The following is an 18,498-nucleotide window of genomic DNA, read 5'->3' as shown; positions in this document are numbered from 1 at the left end:
TATATACAAAAAAAATTATTTAAAGCGTTCCCAGCTTATTAACATATATTTGTCACCCAACTCAGTCACTATCATCCCCTTGCCTTTTATATTATCTTCCTGGGCATAATAATCTAAAAGTTCCTGATATTTAAGAATTTTGTAAGTAGGTTTATATTTATTCTGTTCTGGCTTACAGACAATATGCTTTTTAACAATATTCATTGCCGTAACATGGCTAATACCTAGTATCCTTTCTATTTCCCGATAAGAAACACCTTCCAAATACAATTGCAAACACTTAATTACATAGTAGTTATCTATTTTTTTACCTAATTTATCTACGGTAAAAAAGTAATTACAAGTTTTACATTTAAATCGCTGGTTATCGTTTACAAATCCACTTTTAACAATTTCTTCAGAAGCACATCTGGGACAATTACCTGATTTATTGGACAAACTCATATGATATATATATTATTTAACCAAATATATATTAATTTAGCAATAAACAAATATTACTACACACAATATATTTGACTTTAAACAAGATATGATGTAAAGAAGTATGTCAGATATCTTTTAACAACTAATAAATTAGCATAAAGACCTTACAAAACCACTAACTTAAAAAACTTATCAACCATCAAACAAACGTTATATACCTACCGCTCCACCAGCTCTTTAACAGTGTCTCCGTAATAATCAACTTTATCTGCTTTAAGATTTAATAATTGATACCATTTTTTAAAGGTATTTACAAATACCACCAGCATTAAGATCATAGCCAATATGGCCAGAGAAGCCAACAGATACTGTGCTTTAGGAAAATAAACATTTACTACCTGTTCGTAACCTGCCCAAAAGGTTATCAAAGCCATAAAAACTCCCGGTATAGCTGCGCATAAGGCATATTTCTTCCTGTTCATCCGGATCAACATCGTAGTACAAACGATCAATCCGCAGGCTGCCAGCAACTGATTACTGATACCGAACAATGGCCATATACTGCTTACATTTCCGGTATAAACCAAATATCCCCACGAAAAAGTAAACAATAAACTGCTGATAATAATGCCCGGCATCCAGTTTTTGTCGTTAAACTTTGGAACTACACTGCCCAGCATTTCCTGTAAAAAGAACCTGCCTACCCGCGTTCCTGCATCTATCGCCGTCAGGATAAATACCGCTTCGAACATAATAGCAAAATTATACCAATAGGCCATCACTTCATCCATAAAAGGTATTTTATTGAAAATATGAGCCATGCCGACAGCAAGCGATACCGCACCTCCGGTCCTACCCTGAAGGTCCACTCCAATCTTTTCGCTAAAATGAGCAAGCTCCACTGCTTGTAAATCAGGGTTCTGGGCTATAAAAGTTTCGTATAATTCTTTGGGGGTATTAATGGCAAAGTAATCTCCCGGAACCAATGTACAGGCTGCAATTAAAGCCATCAAAGCCACAAAGCCTTCTACCAACATGGCTCCGTATCCCACAAAAAGAATTTCCTTTTCGTTGGTCAGCATTTTAGGTGTGGTTCCGGTTGCTATTACTGCATGGAAACCCGAAATAGCTCCACAAGCTATTACAATAAAAATAAATGGCATAACAGGGCCTCCTATTATCGGGCCTCCCCCGCTGACAAATTGTGTAATTGCCGGCATTTGCAAGGTAGGATGTACAAAAACAACCCCTATTGCCAGCATCAGTATAGTTCCAATTTTTAGATAAGTCGACAAATAATCTCTGGGAACCAACAGAAACCATACTGGCAATACTGAAGCCAAAAATCCATATACTGTAATAGCTATAGATATGGTTTCTATCCGCCAGTGGAACAGGCTGCTAATTTCTTTGAGCTGCATCAGCTCGTGTCCACCGATGATGGCTGCGATCAGCAGGATACCGCCCAGGATACTGGCTAAGGTTACGCTGTCTTTCCGGTAGCGCATGATCAGTCCCATGATAATGGCAATGGGCATGGTCGCAATCACTGTAAACAGAGACCACGATGCTTCATGCATGGCACTGATACAAGCCAGCGATAGTCCGGCCAGAGTTAAAATCAAGATAAACAGAATAGCAAAACCGGCTATCAGTCCTGTCCCCTTACCTATTTCCTTTCCTGCGATGGTAGCAAGACTTTCACCTTTATGTCTTACAGACGCAAACAACACCACCATATCATGTACACCTCCGGCAAGCACACAACCTATCAGTATCCACAAGGTTCCGGGAAGATAACCAAATTGAGCCGCTAACACTGGACCTACTAATGGACCTGCAGCAGCTATAGCAGCAAAGTGATGTCCAAAAAGCACATTTTTATTGGTTGCTACATAATCTTTACCATCTGCAAATTCCAATGCGGGGGTAACATTTCCGGCATTTAGCCTGAGTACCTTATTCGCGATAAATATCCCATAAAACCGGTAGGCTATAGCAAAAATAAGTAGTGATACAAAAACCAACGTAAGGGCATTAACCCCGTTTAAAAATTCCATTTTTTCAATTAAAATAGTTTACAATAACTCGAATACAACTTAGCTAAAACTAACCACCTATAAAGGTAAAGCAAATTCCGCTTATTATTAAAATATTTTAAAAACATGCCTAATATAAATAAAATACTTTAAATTAATACATCGATATCTCTACCGATAAAGCCCTATAATAAAACCATTAAAGTTTTCAAGAATTCATTATTTACAACTATCATCTTACATCTCTTCTACGTTTTTCCCTTAATACTCTCACACTCTTCCCTACCATCTCCTTAGTTGCTCTTACGTTTGTCTTACGATCCTCTTACGTCTTTCCTACGTTTCTCTTACGTATGGCTTACGTTCCTCTTACGTTTGTCTTACGCCCTGTAGGAAAACAGTAAGAAAAACGCAGATAAAACGCAGAACAAGCTCTGTCTTTGGTATAAACCAATTCCCCTGACTTGCACCACCTCTGTACAGCACCAGAAAGCTGAGATGAATATTTTTTTTAACAGCAGATCTCCTTTTACACCTATATACCAAAAATAAAAACTGCAACCAACAAACATTTATTTTTATATTTGTTACAGCTATTTTAATGTAATACAAGCTATTATCCTGAGGTTTGAAGCTATAGAAAAAATACTTTAAAATATTTTCAAACTTCTATTGCTCATTAATTTTTTATTTCCGATATTTGCGGACTCTTTGTAAAGAGGCAACTGAGTTTTAATAGAAAAAACACGATTATAGTCATGTCAAGAATTTGTGATTTAACAGGAAAAGCAGCAATGAAAGGTCATCACGTTTCTCACTCAAACGTGAAAACGCTCCGCAAGTTTTATCCTAACCTTCAATTAAAGAAATTTTATATTCCTGAAGAGGATCGTTGGATTACTTTAAGAGTTTCTACTTCAGCGATTAAAACAATTAATAAAATCGGTATCACCGAGGCTATCAACAGATTCATTAAAAAAGGATCTATTTAATTTTAAGACTTTTAACACCGAATAGAAATGGCTAAGAAAGGTAAAGGAAACAGAGTTCAAGTTATCTTAGAATGTACTGAACATAAAGAAAGCGGTATGCCTGGAACTTCCAGATATATCACTACTAAAAACCGTAAAAATACTCCAGAAAGACTAGAGATGAAAAAATTCAACGCTGTCTTGAGAAAAGTAACTTTACATAAAGAAATTAAGTAATTAACTGCTACCTATTAGCAATAAAATATAAATTAACATGGCAAAGAAAGTTGTTGCTACCTTGAAAAAAGGAACTGGAAAAGAGTTCTCTAAAGTGATTACAATGGTAAAATCACAAAAAACCGGAGCTTACTCTTTTAAAGAATCAATCGCTCATAACGATAACATCAAAGAAACAATTGCAGAAGCACAAAAGGGTGCATTGTAATTAAATATTACCGATATTAGAGCCGTTCCGACCTTTGGAATGGCTTTTTTTGTTTAATTTTGTTTCACTATGGGATTATTTGATTTCTTTAAAAAGAAAGATAAAACGGTTGAAGAACAAGAGGCTTTGGATAAAGGCCTTGAGAAAACCAAGGATAGCTTTTTCTCCAAAATTGGAAAGGCTGTATTGGGAAAATCTACAGTAGATGAAGAGGTACTTGATGAACTGGAAGAAATTTTGGTTACTTCTGACGTAGGGGTTAGTACTACCCTTAAAATCATCGAAAGAATAGAGAACAGGGTTGCTAAAGATAAATACCTTAATGCCTCTGAACTTAACCAAATCTTAAAGGAGGAAATCCAGGCTTTATTGGAAGAGAATAATTCTTCGGACTTTGAGCAGTTTAACTATTCTGGCAAAAAACCTTATGTCATTATGGTTGTGGGGGTTAACGGTGTTGGAAAAACTACTACCATAGGAAAACTGGCCCATCAACTGAAAGAAGCAGGTAATAAGGTGGTACTTGGTGCTGCTGACACTTTTAGAGCTGCTGCTGTTGACCAGATAAAACTTTGGGGCGAACGGGTTGATGTGAGAGTGGTTTCCCAGGGTATGAATGCGGATCCGGCTTCTGTTGCGTTTGACACCCTACAGTCTGCCGTAGCCAATAATGAAGATATTGCCATTATTGATACTGCCGGCCGACTACACAATAAAGTTGGTTTAATGAACGAGCTTTCTAAAATTAAAAATGTAATGAATAAGGTGGTTCCCGGAGCTCCTCATGAAATATTATTGGTTTTGGATGCTTCGACCGGACAAAACGCCATAGAACAGTGCAAGCAATTTACGCAAGCTACGGATGTGAATGCCCTTGCACTCACTAAGCTTGATGGAACAGCCAAAGGTGGTGTTGTGATAGGAATATCAGATCAATTTAAAATACCTGTTAAATATATTGGTGTAGGCGAAAAAATGACGGATCTACAGCTTTTTAACAAAAGGGAGTTTGTGGACAGCCTTTTCAAGGCTAATTAACAAATTGCAGAAAGCACATTAATATATCCATACAACAAAGAGAAGCTTAAGCTATTGAAAGCAATAGCTATTAAAATAGTAATTCTAAAGTGAGATTTTGTCAGAATGAGACAAAGAAGATATCGGACTTGCATTCGTTATAAAAACAACGGTTATTCAGAAGGTAAAAAATTCCGTCTAAAAAGAGAAATTCCTACAACAGACTGAGACTCTCGAAACCTTTTATATCCATTGCAAGAACATTTCGACAAGCTCAGCATAACAACGTTAATGCTGTTTAGATACTACCTTTACATAGAAAAAAGATTTACAAATTTTTCCCGTAAATCTAATCGGCACACAAGATGAAAGTAAAAGAAAGATTAACAAAACAAAGTTCAGAACCTGCAAGGGTAAATGTGGTAACGCTAGGTTGCTCTAAAAACACCTATGATTCTGAGATATTAATGGGCCAGTTAAAAGGTAATCATATCGATGTTGTTCACGAAGCCAACAACGTTCGCGAAAATGACATCGTAGTGATCAATACCTGTGGCTTTATAGATAATGCCAAACAAGAATCTATAGATACCATCCTCCAATACAGTGATCTTAAAGAACAGGGAAAAATAGGTAAAGTTATTGTCACCGGCTGTCTATCTCAAAGATACACGCCTGAACTTTCTGCCGAAATTCAAAACGTGGATGCCTGGTTTGGAACAAATGATTTGCAAAACCTTTTACACTCGGTAGGTGCCAACTATAAATACGAGCTTTTAGGCGAACGTTTACTAACTACACCCTCTCATTTCGCTTATTTTAAAATTGCAGAGGGCTGTAATCGTCCTTGTTCTTTTTGTGCTATTCCGTTGATGAGGGGCAAGCACCTGTCTTTTCCGATTGAGGAATTGGTAAAAAGCGCAAAAAACCTGGCTAAGAATGGAACCAAAGAGCTTGTTCTTATTGCTCAGGATTTAACTTATTACGGGCTGGATTTATATAATGAAAGAAAATTAGCAGACTTATTAAGAAATCTTTCAGATGTTGATGGTATAGAATGGATCAGACTGCAATACGCCTACCCTTCTGGTTTCCCTATGGAAATATTAGATGTAATGAACGAGCGTTCTAATATTTGTAATTATCTGGATATGCCTTTGCAGCATATCACGGACAATATGTTACAATCTATGCGCAGAGGTACTACCAAACAAAAAACGATAGACCTTGTCAACCAGATCAGGGATAAAGTTCCTAATATAGCTATGCGTACGACATTAATTTGTGGCTATCCGGGAGAAACGGAAAAAGATTTTGAGGAGATGAAGGAATGGGTTGAGGAAACACGTTTTGACAGATTGGGCTGTTTCACTTATTCGCATGAGGAAAAAACAAAAGCTTATGACCTGGAAGACAATATCCCGGCCGAGATAAAAGAACAAAGGGTTGAGGAAATTATGGATATTCAACAGGGTATTTCATACGACCTTAACCAACAGAAAGTTGGCAAAACCTATAAGGTATTAATTGATAAAAAAGAGGGTGATTATTTTATCGGAAGAACAGAGTTTGATTCTCCTGAAGTAGACAACGAGGTTTTATTGGATGCCAGCAAAGATTATGCTACTGTAGGTTCTTTTGTCAACGTAAAAATAGAAAGAGCTGAAGATTTTGATCTTTATGGATCAATTGTAAAATAAACTCACTCATCTGTGAGTTTATTTGTAATTTCTATACATTAGTTTTTTTATGGAAGCACAATACATCGATTATAAAGAAACACATTCCTTTTCTTCGGCAGTAATCAGATATCTGGAAGATGATGCTTCTCTAAAACCTTTCTATAATCAGAAGGCCAATTTACATGGCTTTGAGGAACTTCTGAAAAATAAAAAGGTTACCTGTAACAGAGAAACTCTGGTTGCTATACTTAAAGAACAATACAGTAAACTGGCTGTCTCTTCTGCGGTTACAACCAATATAAACAATCTTTTAAACAAAAATACTTATACCGTAACTACGGGGCATCAACTTAATATTTTTACCGGTCCTTTATATTTTCTGTTTAAAATTGTATCGTCTATTAATCTGGCTAAGGAACTTAAGATTAAGTTTCCCGAAAAAGACTTTGTTCCTGTTTACTGGATGGCATCAGAAGATCATGATTTTGCGGAAATTAATCACACCTATGTGCAATCCGAAAAAATATCATGGAATAAGGAAGCTTCTGGAGCTACGGGAAGACTAAGTACAGAGGATATAACCAATACCTTAAATGAATATACAGGTATTTTGGGGTTTTCTGAGAATGCGCAGGAACTGGCTAAAATAATAAGTGCGGCTTATCAACAAAATTCCCTGGCTGATGCTACTCGTTTTTTGGTAAACGAACTATTTGGACTATATGGCTTAGTTATTCTGGATGCAGATGACAAACGTTTAAAGGATCAGTTTTCGGATATCATCTATCAGGATATTATCTCACAAAACAGTTACAACAATATCACAGCAACCAACAAAAGACTGGAAGAAGTTGGAGTAGCCCCTCAGGTTAATCCTCGTGAAATCAACTTTTTCTATTTAACCGATCATCTAAGAGAACGTATTGTATTTGAAGATAATCTGTATAAGGTTTTGAATACTTCGATTTCGTTTACGCAGGAACAACTAAAAACAGAGATTACTGAACATCCGGACAGATTTAGCCCAAACGTGGTTATGCGCCCCTTATATCAGGAATACATCTTACCAAATCTTGCTTATATTGGTGGCGGAGCAGAACTGGTTTATTGGCTGCAATTAAAATCTAATTTTGATTTTTACCATATAGATTTTCCGATACTTATTCTCCGAAACTCTGCTATGATAGCAAACTCACGTATTAAACAGAAGTTATCTCGTTTAGGACTGTGTTATAAAGATGTTTTTAAGTCTGAAAAGATTTTGACAGATGAATGGGTTCGGAAATCAAGCGAGCATCAACTGGGAATAGAAGATGAATGGCGGGAAATAGATTGTATTTTTGAAAAACTGAAACTAAGAGCTCACAAAATAGATCCTACGTTATCTCCAAGTACAGAAGCGATTAAAGTCAGGCTGGAAAAAGCCATGTCAAACCTGGAGAAAAAGCTATTGAAAGCTGAGAAAAAAAATCATGCTGAGGCTATCCATAACATAAAAACCATAAAAGAGGCTCTGTTTCCTTATGGCGGATTACAAGAGAGAAAAGAAAACTTTGGAATGTTCTATGTAAAATATGGTCAGGAATTTATAGCTGATCTTATCAAACATTTACATCCTTTAGATTTTAAATTTACCATACTTACCTGATGGAATATCATAAATTTGAAGAAAGCACTTTAAGAGGCTTTACGGAATCTGTTTTCAAAAAAATGGGATGTTCTGAAGAGCATGCTGTTCTTGCTGCTGACGTTCTTTTAAAAGCTGATTTGAGAGGTATTGACTCTCATGGTGTTGCCCGACTAACCGGATATGTTCGGTTATGGGAAAAAGGGCGTATAAATGCAAAACCTAATATCAAAATAGTACACGAAACTCCGTCTACCGCAACTATAGATGGTGATGCGGGTCTGGGTTTGGTTGTAGCGCCTTTTGCAATGAAAGTTGCGATAGAAAAATCAAAAAACGTAGGTTCGGGATGGGTCGCTATCAAAAACTCTAATCATTTTGGTATTGCTGGCTATCATGCATTAATGGCTGTAGAACAGGATATGATTGGTTTTGCTGTAACTAATGCCAGTCCGTTGGTTACTCCTACTTTCTCTAAGGAAAGGATGTTGGGTACCAATCCTATTTGCTACGCTTTTCCGACAGGAAAATACCCTCCATTTATTACAGATATGGCTACTTCTACTGCCGCCAATGGAAAACTGGAGATTGCTCAGCGGAAAGGAACTGAAGTACCTACAGGCTGGATACAGGATAAAGATGGAAATTCTACTACAAATTCTCATGGACTAAAAGAAGGGGGCGCTTTACTTCCGCTGGGTTCTGACAGGGAACACGGTAGCCATAAAGGCTTTGGATTAAGTGCAACCGTAGATATTCTTTCTGCCGTTTTATCCGGGGCAAGCTATGGCCCCTGGGCTCCTCCTTTTGTAGCTTTCATGGATCCACTCCCAAATCAACCAGGAGAAGGTTTAGGTCATTTTTTAGGCGCTATGCGTGTTGATGGATTCAGACCTGTAGAAGAGTTTAAATTACACATGGATAATTGGATTGAGCGTTTTAAAAATGCCACACCAATTTCGCCAGAGCAAAAAGTAATTATTCCCGGTGAACCTGAACTGGAGGCTGAAATAGAAAGAAAAGTTACTGGAATACCATTAATTGATGCAGTAGTACGGGATTTAAATGAAGTTGCTGATAAATTCGGTATCGACAGATTGTAATTCGGGAGAACATTATAATAGAAATCATCTAAAAACCGATAACTATCCGGAAATAAACTTTGGACAAGAATCGGTTTTTCAGACTTTCTATTTCAAAAACACGAATACAATATTTTTATTTATCAGATATTAAATTCGGGTTTCCAGTATTTTAGCGTATCGGTATAAGACGATTGATTAATCATTTCCACACAAAAAGCGACTTTTGCACCGGTAACTACATTAGAATCTGGCATTTTTCTTTCCACAACATTGGTATAAAAATCTTTAAGTGCATACCAGGTTCCATCTTTAGTTGGTTCTTCCAGAATAGGAATTCCTCCGTCTTTGTTCCATGTAATCTTGGTTGCTCCTGTAACCCCATCCACTGTCTGTAAGGCTTCCATAGTTTCTTTTTCGGGATAAAACACCCCTTCATTGACCAATAAAGATATAGCACCTTTAGATCCTTTTATCTTAAATAAATACCCATCTTTTTTATTGGCACAGGTTGCTCCAAAAGTTCCTATCATTTCGGCATCTTTATAGCGCAACACAGCTTGCAAATTGTCAAATGTTTCTCTCCCGTCTTTATAATAATCTACACCTCCGGTTGCAAATATCTCTTGCGGATTGGTATTAAAAGTCCAGTTTATAAAATCTATCTGATGTGACAATAGTTCGGCTGCCAAACCTCCGGAATATTCTTTGTACATCCGCCAATTTACCTTTCTTTCTAAAGACGGGTCAGGGACTGCTCTTCTCCAGTTCCAGTTTCTATCCCAACGACAATCTATATGGGTTACTTTCCCTAAATATCCTTTTTCTATCATCTCTTTTACCTTGTAATAAAGTGGAGATGAGCGATATTGGTGTCCTACCTGTAAGACTTGATTAGGTAAGCCTTTAGCTATTTTCACCAAGTCTAATGCCTGCTCAGACGAATAAGTCATGGTTTTCTCAAGGTAAACATGCTTACCTGCAGACAAAGCATCTTTGGCTATCTGGTAATGTTCGCTTAAAGGGGTTGCTATTACGACTACATCTATTTTTTTATCTTCTAAAATCTTCCTGTAATCTTTTACTTTATATGTTTTCGCATTGATATTTTTAGCTCCTGCCAATCTGAAATCTAAAACATCGCACACCCCTACAACATCATAACACTCGGGCAAGGTATCCATTACAGATTTTATTCCTCTTCCCCTATCTCCTAAACCTATAATGCCTACTCCCAGTTTTTTCTTCGGTTGATAAACGTTTGCCAACAGCGGATTGGTTAATAACATTCCTCCTGCAAGTAATCCTGATTGTTCTAAAAACTTTCTTCTGCTCATATATTATAAAATCAAAAAGACAATTATATAAAGATTAAAGATATGGTATGCCAGTCTTTATATAAATATAGGAAATTATGATTTCTTTCCCGGAAACGTCTCCATAAAGTATAATTTACTGATAGAACGTTTCCGGGAAAGTGAAAAATCAGATTATAATTTAAAGACCTTTCCCCCCGCCATTACTTCCTGTGTTTTGCTATCAAACGTTGCTTTAGATCCTGTATGAGATGCCGCAGTGGTCATAATATTGGCGATAGAATGATAATAGCCCGCTTCTACCGGAGCGTTTGGCTGCTTTCTGCTCCTAATACATTCCATCCAATTCCTCATATGGGCTGAGGTCAGTACATCTGCTCCTGTATTGGCTGATGCTGCCACTCGTTCTACTTTCTCCGTTAGGTTAACTTCTGGTAAAAGATTGGGTTTCATGCCCATTGCTGAAGCTGCTTTTTCTGTTAGTCCTCCTTTTGGGGATACTTTATTCGTGATCAGGTTCAGCTCGCCTCCATTGGCATAATAAATTTCTGATGGTCGTTCATCTCCATTATGCATCCTGGAATTGAAGGTTACCTGAAAACCTTTGGTCTGGTCGTTTTCCGGACCATAGTCAAATACGGCTGTTGTGGTATCCCAGTTTCTCCTACCGTCTTTCCATTGATAAATACCTCCATTGGCAACCACGCTTCTTGGATGTTTTAAATCCGTAAACCAGTGAACGGTATCTATCTGGTGAGACATCCACTGACCGGGCATTCCTGAGGAATAGGGCCAAAAAAGACGATATTCCAGGTATTTTCGTGGATCCCACGCTTCGAAAGGCCTGTTCATCAGGAAGCGTTTCCAATCGGTATCTTCTTCTTTACATTTTGCTACTAAATCCGGTCTTCTCCACCTGCCTGGTTGGTTTACATTCCAGGTTAGCTCTACCATGGTTATATCTCCAAATTTACCTTCTTTGATAAATTTCTCTGCTGCTTTATAGTTCAGCCCGCTTCTTCTTTGCGATCCTATCTGTACTATTTTATCTGTTGCTCTAACTGCTTTTAATGCTGCCCTTGCGTCTTCCATGGTCTCGGCAAATGGCTTTTCTACATAGGCATCACATCCTGCTTTCACGGCTTCGATAGTATGCAACGCATGCTGGAAATCGGCTGTACTGATAATGACGCCATTCAGGTCTTTCATTCCATACAGCTCGTCATTGTTTCTGAATGCCTGAACCTTACTCCCTAATTTCTGCTCTAAAAAGCCTTTCCCTTCTTCTCTTCTGAGCTTCCAAAGATCGGAGACTGCTACGATCTCAAAATTGAGCTCTTTATAATGGTTAAGAAATGAAGGGAACAACGAACTTCTGAAACGGTCTGAAAAACCTACAACTCCTAACCTTACTCTATCGTTTGCTCCTATGATTTTACCATAACTTTTGGCACTCATGCCCATAGTGCCTAAATAAACGCCTGCTGAGGCTATGGCTGATTGTTTGATGAATTTTCTTCTTGAATTTTCCATTTTATAGGTTCTGGTGGTTTACAGTTCTCTTATTTTTATGCTTCTGAATGATACGTTGTCGCCATGGTCCTGCAACAGGATTCGCCCTTTTGGCGCCATGCCAAAGTTTTCCCAGTTCTTGTATTTGCTGATGGCTACCAAATCATTGAATTCTTTGGAGCCTCTTACGTATTCTAATACTTTTACGCCATTTAACCAGTACTCTACTTTATTATCCGGAGATACTTTGATAATTCCCTGGTTCCACTCTCCTATTTTCTTAAGGAATCGAGCTTGCTTGTTAGATGTTTTTAGATCGTATAATGAGGCCAATGTTCTGTTGCCGTCCCTTCCCAGCTTCGCATCAGGATGTCTTTCATCATCCAGGATCTGGTATTCCAGCCCTATTGCTGATCCTTTGTTTCCTTCTTTCTCCGTTACAAAGTATTTTACGCCACTATTGGCTCCTTCTGTCAGTTTGAAATCGAATTTCAGTTCAAAAGCGCTATATTCTTTTTCGGTTACAATATCTCCTCCATTGGTAGATTCTGCACCATCTGATTTCACCACGCTCAGCACACCATCTTTAATCTCCCATCCTTTGGCAGGGAATGCAGGCTTGTAGGCGCCCCGCCATCCTTTAGTGGATACACCGTCCCAAAGCATATAGAATCCTTCTTTTTTTTCTTGTGCAGACAGATTGTTTGGAATAAGATTGACTACATAGATATCATCTAATGGAGAGGGTTTCAGATTGGTTGTCTTGATACGGATATTTCTCCAACGGATCTGCTTTCCCGGGGTTTCACTTTTGGGAATGGAGTGTACCTGAAAGGCTATAAACCCTTCGGATGTCATATCATCTACAACATTTGCTGTGGGTATTCCATTAACCCATGTCCTAATGGTATTGCCTATACACTCTACTCTATATTTATTCCACTGGTTGTTCTTAAAGGCTGTTTTTCCTTTGGGATTTACATCCATGGTGTACAACCAGCCTCTTCTTCCTTCATCATAAATCCCGCCGCTCCATGCTCTTTCTGATGGATCGATCTCTACCTGATAGCCATGTACCCGGCCATTCTGATAATCTGCTTTGCTCAGGCTCCTGATCTGAACGCCAGAATTCATAGATGGGTCTACAAAAAGTTCCAGCTCCAGAATAAAATCTTTATAGGTTTTTTCTGTAGCCATAAAGGAATTGGGCTCATTGCTGACGGTGGTTCCTACCATTTCTCCGTTCTTTGCTTCATATTTAGCTTTACCATTGAGCTGCTTAAAGCCCTTAAAATCTTTTCCGTTAAAAAGAGGTTCCCACCCGTCTTTATTGGTCTGTGCCATACAAACGATTGTACACATCATTAACGCACCAAAAACTGTCCGAATTTTCATGTATTCTTATTTATGTTACTTTTTATTTCTATTCTTAAAGGTTTACTAAGAAACTCATAACGTGTTCCTCTTATCATTCGTAAATCATAAGAAAACTTAAACAAGTTATTTTTCCCTCTCCCCCCTAATCACACTTAACAAAGCACTACTTTTACTTAAACTATTTAGATTTTCTGGTCTTTATGTACTCTAATTAAGTCAAAATTGACTTTTAAATTGCCTTTTATCCATTTTATTTTTACGTAATCGATTACGCCTAAAGAAAGAAAAAAAGCTTCTACGAGATTACTTTAGCGCTTTTTTAAACTTAATCGGCGTATGCCTTCTTCAACTGTATTTCCAAATAATTTTTCGCTATAGATGCCTCTGTTGCTAAATCTGTCCATCTACTTTCTATGAAAATTTTCCCCTGATAGCCGATTTGCTTTAACGCTTTAAAATACGGAATAAAATTTTCATTATTAACACCCGGTCTTGTACGTCCTTCTTTTTCTGCCACTTCCACATACGCTATCACATCTCCTGCATTCAAAATACTATTTGGAGATTCGTTTTCTTTTAACATGTGATATATATCGACATTCAATCTGAAATTTGGATGATCAATTGCCCTCACTACTTCTGCAGCATCAGTCAGAGTAGTCATAAAATTAGTCTCTGTACTATTTAGATTTTCCAGAAATATTTTAACATTGTTTTTTTGTGCCAACACAGCCATTTTCCTTCCCAGAGATATAAAGTCAGCTATTGCATTTTCTCTATCCACGTCTTCTTCAATTTTCCTAGCCCCTCCACTTCCCAAAACAACAGCTTCCACTCCCAACATACTAGCTCTTTTAAAAACTCCTTCAGAATAAGAGAGCACTTTAGCTTCATCAACATCTTTTCCTGCTATTTTTATATCTGAAGGAAAAAACACATTACACATATATACACCACATTTTGCATCCTGTACTTTCTTTTTATTCTTCTGAAAGTCGATCTCAGAAAGTCTTGGAGAAATCATTCTGGCCACACCTTCTCCAATAAACTTATATCCTGCCTGATAAACAATACTGTCATTGCTAATCTGTGTTGCTATTCCAATTTCAGGTATTTTTTGAGCATATACATTACTTAATAAAACCAATGCGATCAAATTCATTGTATATACTTTCATATCGTTTTATATTGATTACTCCTAAAATAGATATTAAAACAATTTAAATCAAACATCATTTCACACCACTAAAACCCTATATAAACACACAAAAAAACCAATAATTTTTACATAAAAAACACCAATAAAAACACATCTATTTCATCTATATAAAAACAAAAAAACATCATTAAAACACCATTAAAAGAAGTATTACAAAATAATATCACAAAAAATCATCAAAATAACCACAAAAAAACATCATAAAAAAAACAAATAATAACTATAGTTTTTATTTACAAAATCATATTTTTTTTAGATATTTTTGGAGATTAAAAATTAATTCATACATTTGTTCTGAACAAAGAGATATACATGAAATCATTTAACACATATTATTACTTCTACTTTTATTTTTCACAATAAGAGCGGGATATAATATGCAAGAATGAAAATCTAAAATATTAAAAGGCCCGTTCAAAATTGTCCGGGCCTTTTTTGTTAAGAAGAATTTTAAAAATGGAAACTAAAAAAAGAGTTGCTATACAAGGTATCAAAGCTTCATTTCATGAAGAGGCTGCATTTAAATTTTTCGGAACGGATATCGAAACTATTGAATGCAATTCCTTTAAAGAAACCTTTCAGAAAATGAAAGCTGGTGAGGCGGACTACATTGTTATGGCAATAGAAAACAGTATCGCTGGTAGTTTATTACCAAACTACTCTTTATTAAAGGAATACAACTACCCCGTTATCGGGGAGGTTTATTTACATATACAATTACATTTGATGGGGTTGCCGGGCGTTAAATTTGAAGACATTAAAAATGTAACCTCGCATCCTATCGCTATTCGCCAATGCGGAGAATTTTTAGATGATTATCCACAATTGAAAGTAACAGAAAGTAGTGATACTGCTGCCTGTGCTAAAAGAATTAAAGATGAGCAACTGAAAGATACGGCTGCTATTGCTAATTCATTAGCAGCAGAAATGTACGGATTAGAGATTTTAGAAAAAAGAATAGAGACGAACAAGAAAAATTACACTCGTTTCTTGATTTTAGCTGATCACGAGGAAGAAATTAAAAATCCGAACAAAGCTTCTGTATCCTTCCAGGTTAAAGACGAGATGGGAATCCTATCAAGAATCTTAAATGTATTAGTTGAACACGAAATTAACATGAGCAAGATTCAATCTATGCCTGTAATAGGAAAGCGAAATGAGTTTACTTTCTATATTGATCTGGAATGGAAAATTAATGGCAACTACGATTCTGCTATCAGAAAATTGTTGAGACTGACAAACAATTTCAACATTATGGGCGAATACAGAAAGAACGACAAAGTTTAAATAATTTTTAGTGCTGAATGTTTGATTTTTAATGATACCCAGGCACTACTAACAACTAGTAACAAACAACGAATAACTAAAATAAGATATGAAACTGAACTTAAATATACAACCACTAGAAAGCTGGTTCGATAATGGCGGAAAGCCTATCATTATCTCTGGACCTTGTAGTGCAGAAACAGAAGAACAATTATTAGAAACTGCTCGTTTAGTAAAAGAAACGGGCAAAGTTAACATCTTAAGAGCTGGTATCTGGAAACCAAGAACCCGTCCGGGAGAATTTGAAGGTATTGGCGTAGAAGGATTAGTTTGGTTAGATAAAGCAAAAAAAGAAACAGGCCTACCTACAGCTGTTGAGGTTGCTACTGCAAAACACGTGGAAGAAGCTTTAGCTGCTGGCGTAGATATCTTGTGGATTGGTGCTCGTTCTACGGTAAATCCTTTTACTGTTCAGGAAATTGCTGACGCTTTACAAGGTGTTGATGTTCCTGTATTGGTTAAAAACCCTATCAACCCAGACCTTTCTTTATGGATTGGTGCTTTGGAAAGAATTAACAGAGCAGGAATTACTAAATTAGCTGCTATTCATAGAGGTTTCTCTTCTTTCGAAAAATCTGCATACAGAAATGAACCAATGTGGGATTTAGCTATCCAATTGAAAACTTTGGCTCCTGAACTGCCTATATTCAACGATCCTTCTCACATTTGTGGTGCCAGAGAATTAATCCCTCATATCGCTCAAACAGCAATCGATTTAGATATGCAAGGCTTAATGATTGAAGCACACAGAGATCCTTCTGTAGCCTGGACTGATGCTAAACAGCAAGTTACTCCGGCTAAATTAGCTGAGATTATTGATAACTTAACTTTAAGACACAGCGATTCTGACAACTCAGAATTCACAGATAAATTAGCGAACCTAAGAAATTCCATCGACAGAGTTGACGATTTGATTCTTCAGAAAATTGGCGAAAGAATGGCTCTGGTACAAAAGATTGGCGAATACAAAAGAGATAACGATGTTACCATCTTACAGGTAAACCGTTGGGAAGAGATTCTTGAAAAAAGAATGACTTTGGCTAATGCTTTAAAATTAGACAAGGATTTTGTAGAAAAATTCTTAGAAATGATCCATAATGAGTCTATCCGTAAACAAACGGAAATCATGAACACTTCAAAAAGTGAGGTAAACTAATGGGAAAGAATATTCTCATCAGCAATAGCAATAAGAATATTAACCAAACAATAGAGTTAACAGGTTCTAAAAGCGAGAGCAACAGAGCTTTAATTATACAGGCATTAAGCAATGGAAAGGTTCAGATAGAGAACCTTTCTTCTGCCGCCGATACAGTTACTCTGGACAATATTCTTAAAAACGCCGCTGCTGGAAATATTGCTGAAGCAAATGTTGGCCCGGCAGGTACCGCTATGCGCTTTCTGGCTTCTTATCTGACTGTAAAAGGGGTTAACACCATACTTACCGGAACAGAAAGAATGAAGCAACGACCAATAGGTATTCTGGTTGACGCTTTAAAGCATATAGGTGGTGATATTACTTATGTAGAGAATGAAGGTTTTCCTCCACTGCAGATACCTTCGATTTTTGTTCAAAAAAACAATTCCGTAAGTATCAAAGGTGATATTTCTTCTCAGTATATCACTTCTCTCCTACTGGTAGCCGCTTATTTACCTCAAGGTTTAACTTTAGAGATTGAGGGAGAGTTAACTTCTCGTCCGTATGTAGAAATGACCTTAGGTTTTTTAGAACAATGTGGCATTCAGTATACCTGGACTGATAATAAAATTGCTATTCCTCATCAAGAATTAAAAGAAAGCAAATTAGTTGTAGAACCAGATTGGAGCGCTGCTTCTTATTGGTATGCTTTTGCGGCTTTAGCAGAATCGGCTACAATTACATTGCCTTATTTAAGACAAAACAGTCTACAAGGTGATAATGCTATCGTAGAAATCATGTCTCATTTTGGTGTAAAAACTACTTTTACAGAAACAGGATTAGTGTTAGAAAAAGTAAATACACTGCTTGACAGTAAATTTTTCGATCTTAAAAACTGCCCTGATTTAGCACAAACAGTTATTGTTGTCAGTGCTGTATTAGGTCACGAAGCAACTTTTACGGGCTTAGAAACTTTAAAAATTAAAGAAACTGATCGCGTAAAAGCTTTACAGGAACAATTGGCTAAAATTGGAGTAAAACTGATAGAGAAAGATTTAAATTACACACTTGACTGTAGTGGTTTACATTTTCCTGATAAAATCTTTATCAACACCTACGAAGACCACAGAATGGCCATGGCTTTTGCGCCGCTGGCATTATTTGTAAAAGAGGTTGAGGTTGAGGAAGAAAGAGTGGTAGACAAGTCTTATCCTCACTATTGGGATGACGTTAGAAAAATAGGGTTCACATTAAGCTAAAAGCCGAAGGCTGAAAGCTTAATGCTCCTAAAAATAGATACTAAGTACTAACTACTAGATACTAA

16 protein-coding genes are annotated in these 18,498 nt (G+C 36.9%); 10 read left to right on the top strand and 6 right to left on the bottom strand.

Features of this window, described 5'->3' with window-relative positions:
* Nucleotides 1-15: 15 nt before the first annotated feature.
* Together ACFSAH_RS00680 and ACFSAH_RS00675 are read right to left on the bottom strand one after the other, a co-directional pair.
* Nucleotides 16-444, bottom strand: a complete 429-nt coding sequence (locus ACFSAH_RS00680) for an IS1/IS1595 family N-terminal zinc-binding domain-containing protein (protein WP_379660754.1) — start codon at nucleotides 442-444, stop codon at nucleotides 16-18.
* Nucleotides 445-644: 200 nt separating this feature from the next.
* A complete protein-coding gene (locus ACFSAH_RS00675) occupies nucleotides 645-2,486 on the bottom strand; it encodes a carbon starvation CstA family protein (protein ID WP_379660753.1) in 1,842 nt (613 codons plus the stop codon).
* Between the two features lie 737 nt (nucleotides 2,487-3,223).
* Between ACFSAH_RS00675 and rpmB the strand changes: the two genes are divergently transcribed.
* The 7 genes from rpmB (at nucleotide 3,224) to ACFSAH_RS00640 (ending at nucleotide 9,310) form a co-directional block, all read left to right on the top strand.
* Nucleotides 3,224-3,457 carry a 50S ribosomal protein L28 gene (rpmB, locus tag ACFSAH_RS00670; protein ID WP_379660752.1) on the top strand — a complete coding sequence of 78 codons (234 nt, stop codon included), beginning with the start codon at nucleotides 3,224-3,226 and terminating at the stop codon, nucleotides 3,455-3,457.
* A 27-nt stretch (nucleotides 3,458-3,484) separates the two neighbouring features.
* On the top strand, nucleotides 3,485-3,673 hold the full coding sequence (gene rpmG, locus ACFSAH_RS00665) for a 50S ribosomal protein L33 (RefSeq protein ID WP_379660751.1): 189 nt from the start codon (nucleotides 3,485-3,487) through the stop codon (nucleotides 3,671-3,673).
* Between the two features lie 37 nt (nucleotides 3,674-3,710).
* A complete protein-coding gene (locus ACFSAH_RS00660; protein WP_379660750.1) occupies nucleotides 3,711-3,881 on the top strand; it encodes a DUF4295 domain-containing protein in 171 nt (56 codons plus the stop codon).
* Nucleotides 3,882-3,950: 69 nt separating this feature from the next.
* Nucleotides 3,951-4,919 (top strand): signal recognition particle-docking protein FtsY, encoded by a 969-nt coding sequence (gene ftsY / locus ACFSAH_RS00655; protein WP_379660749.1) that lies wholly within the window; start codon nucleotides 3,951-3,953, stop codon nucleotides 4,917-4,919.
* A 344-nt stretch (nucleotides 4,920-5,263) separates the two neighbouring features.
* Nucleotides 5,264-6,598 (top strand): 30S ribosomal protein S12 methylthiotransferase RimO, encoded by a 1,335-nt coding sequence (gene rimO, locus ACFSAH_RS00650; RefSeq protein WP_379660748.1) that lies wholly within the window; start codon nucleotides 5,264-5,266, stop codon nucleotides 6,596-6,598.
* A gap of 49 nt (nucleotides 6,599-6,647) precedes the next feature.
* Nucleotides 6,648-8,228, top strand: coding sequence for a bacillithiol biosynthesis cysteine-adding enzyme BshC (gene bshC, locus ACFSAH_RS00645; protein WP_379660747.1), 1,581 nt, complete (start codon nucleotides 6,648-6,650; stop codon nucleotides 8,226-8,228).
* Nucleotides 8,228-9,310 (top strand): Ldh family oxidoreductase, encoded by a 1,083-nt coding sequence (locus ACFSAH_RS00640; RefSeq protein WP_379660746.1) that lies wholly within the window; start codon nucleotides 8,228-8,230, stop codon nucleotides 9,308-9,310. Before bshC ends, ACFSAH_RS00640 begins: the two co-directional genes overlap by 1 nt.
* A 122-nt stretch (nucleotides 9,311-9,432) precedes the next feature.
* Here the strand turns inward: ACFSAH_RS00640 and ACFSAH_RS00635 are convergent, their stop codons facing one another.
* The 4 genes from ACFSAH_RS00635 to ACFSAH_RS00620 all read right to left on the bottom strand — a co-directional run bounded on the left by ACFSAH_RS00635 (nucleotide 9,433) and on the right by ACFSAH_RS00620 (nucleotide 14,671).
* Entirely contained in the window at nucleotides 9,433-10,626 is a 1,194-nt protein-coding gene (locus tag ACFSAH_RS00635) for a Gfo/Idh/MocA family protein (protein WP_379660745.1), read from the bottom strand.
* A gap of 153 nt (nucleotides 10,627-10,779) precedes the next feature.
* Nucleotides 10,780-12,138: a Gfo/Idh/MocA family protein gene (locus tag ACFSAH_RS00630; RefSeq protein ID WP_379660744.1), complete on the bottom strand. Its 1,359-nt coding sequence runs from the start codon at nucleotides 12,136-12,138 to the stop codon at nucleotides 10,780-10,782.
* 18 nt (nucleotides 12,139-12,156) lie between these two features.
* Nucleotides 12,157-13,512 (bottom strand): 3-keto-disaccharide hydrolase, encoded by a 1,356-nt coding sequence (locus ACFSAH_RS00625; RefSeq protein WP_379660743.1) that lies wholly within the window; start codon nucleotides 13,510-13,512, stop codon nucleotides 12,157-12,159.
* A 307-nt stretch (nucleotides 13,513-13,819) separates the two neighbouring features.
* Nucleotides 13,820-14,671 (bottom strand): sugar phosphate isomerase/epimerase family protein, encoded by an 852-nt coding sequence (locus ACFSAH_RS00620; protein WP_379660742.1) that lies wholly within the window; start codon nucleotides 14,669-14,671, stop codon nucleotides 13,820-13,822.
* Nucleotides 14,672-15,169: 498 nt separating this feature from the next.
* Between ACFSAH_RS00620 and ACFSAH_RS00615 the strand changes: the two genes are divergently transcribed.
* The 3 genes from ACFSAH_RS00615 (at nucleotide 15,170) to ACFSAH_RS00605 (ending at nucleotide 18,433) form a co-directional block, all read left to right on the top strand.
* Nucleotides 15,170-16,000 carry a prephenate dehydratase gene (locus ACFSAH_RS00615; protein WP_379660741.1) on the top strand — a complete coding sequence of 277 codons (831 nt, stop codon included), beginning with the start codon at nucleotides 15,170-15,172 and terminating at the stop codon, nucleotides 15,998-16,000.
* 88 nt (nucleotides 16,001-16,088) lie between these two features.
* Nucleotides 16,089-17,195, top strand: coding sequence for a chorismate mutase (locus ACFSAH_RS00610; protein ID WP_379660740.1), 1,107 nt, complete (start codon nucleotides 16,089-16,091; stop codon nucleotides 17,193-17,195).
* Nucleotides 17,195-18,433, top strand: coding sequence for a 3-phosphoshikimate 1-carboxyvinyltransferase (locus ACFSAH_RS00605; RefSeq protein WP_379660739.1), 1,239 nt, complete (start codon nucleotides 17,195-17,197; stop codon nucleotides 18,431-18,433). The genes ACFSAH_RS00610 and ACFSAH_RS00605 overlap by 1 nt, the downstream gene beginning before the upstream one ends.
* Nucleotides 18,434-18,498: the final 65 nt, after the last annotated feature.

Source organism: Pseudopedobacter beijingensis, from assembly GCF_042678145.1.
GTDB lineage: Bacteria > Bacteroidota > Bacteroidia > Sphingobacteriales > Sphingobacteriaceae > Pseudopedobacter > Pseudopedobacter beijingensis.
Note: the sequence above shows the minus strand (reverse complement) of the source record. Positions and strands in the feature narration are given on the sequence as shown.